1 rRNA gene is annotated in these 256 nt (G+C 53.5%); it reads left to right on the top strand.

From position 1 onward, the window contains the following. Positions 1–256: ribosomal RNA gene (locus tag SB751_RS32680) — 23S ribosomal RNA — on the top strand; the annotation flags it as partial.

Raw genomic sequence — 256 nt, 5'->3', positions numbered from 1 at the left:
GCTGGGTTTAGAACGTCGTGAGACAGTTCGGTCCCTATCTGCCGTGGACGTTTGAGATTTGAGAGGGGCTGCTCCTAGTACGAGAGGACCGGAGTGGACGAACCTCTGGTGTTCCGGTTGTCACGCCAGTGGCATTGCCGGGTAGCTATGTTCGGAAAAGATAACCGCTGAAAGCATCTAAGCGGGAAACTTGCCTCAAGATGAGATCTCACTGGGATCTTGAATCCCCTAAAGGGCCGTCGAAGACTACGACGTT

Source organism: Cupriavidus sp. SIMBA_020, from assembly GCF_046535395.1.
Classification (GTDB): domain Bacteria; phylum Pseudomonadota; class Gammaproteobacteria; order Burkholderiales; family Burkholderiaceae; genus Cupriavidus; species Cupriavidus campinensis.
The sequence above is the reverse complement of the archived record's forward strand: the minus strand, read 5'-3'. Positions and strand labels throughout refer to the sequence as shown.